Genomic DNA, 487 nt, shown 5'->3' on the forward strand with positions numbered 1-487 from the left:
TTGTGTGCCGTCTCCCGTTGCGCCCGTTGCTTTCAGCCCATAGCGCCAGCTGCCAAAACTGCCGTAGTAACTACTGGCTTCAATGGTTGGTGGCTGTTGTCCGGTCTGGGTGGTGACATTCATTACACCGCCAGACGCGTTGCCATACAGGGCAGAAAAGGGGCCACGCAGCACTTCCACATTTTGCACACTGCTTAAATCGATGTTGGATGTTTGCCCTTGCCCGTCGGGCATGGTGGCGGGAATACCGTCCACATACAGGCGAATACCGCGAATTCCGTAAGTGGAGCGGGAGCCAAATCCGCGAATCGACAGCTGTAAATCTTGCGCATAGTTCTGCCGATTTTGTACCTGCAAACCAGGCACGCTGGTCAGTGATTCGGACAAGTTAATGCGCGGTGTTGCCAGGCGCATCTCCTCGCCATCCACCACGCTTACTGCTGCTGGCGTATCCAGCTCGGAAACCACCTGCGGTGCGGCACTGACA

General features: G+C 56.3%; 1 protein-coding gene. It reads right to left on the minus strand.

The window, feature by feature from the left end; all coding sequences use genetic code 11:
* Window positions 1-487 (minus strand): Plug domain-containing protein (locus FN960_RS23455; protein WP_143850762.1); only part of this gene is annotated, 487 nt, incomplete at both ends.

This window comes from Alkalicoccobacillus porphyridii (assembly GCF_007293315.1).
In the GTDB taxonomy this organism is placed as follows: Bacteria; Bacillota; Bacilli; order Bacillales; family Bacillaceae_D; genus Alkalicoccobacillus; species Alkalicoccobacillus porphyridii.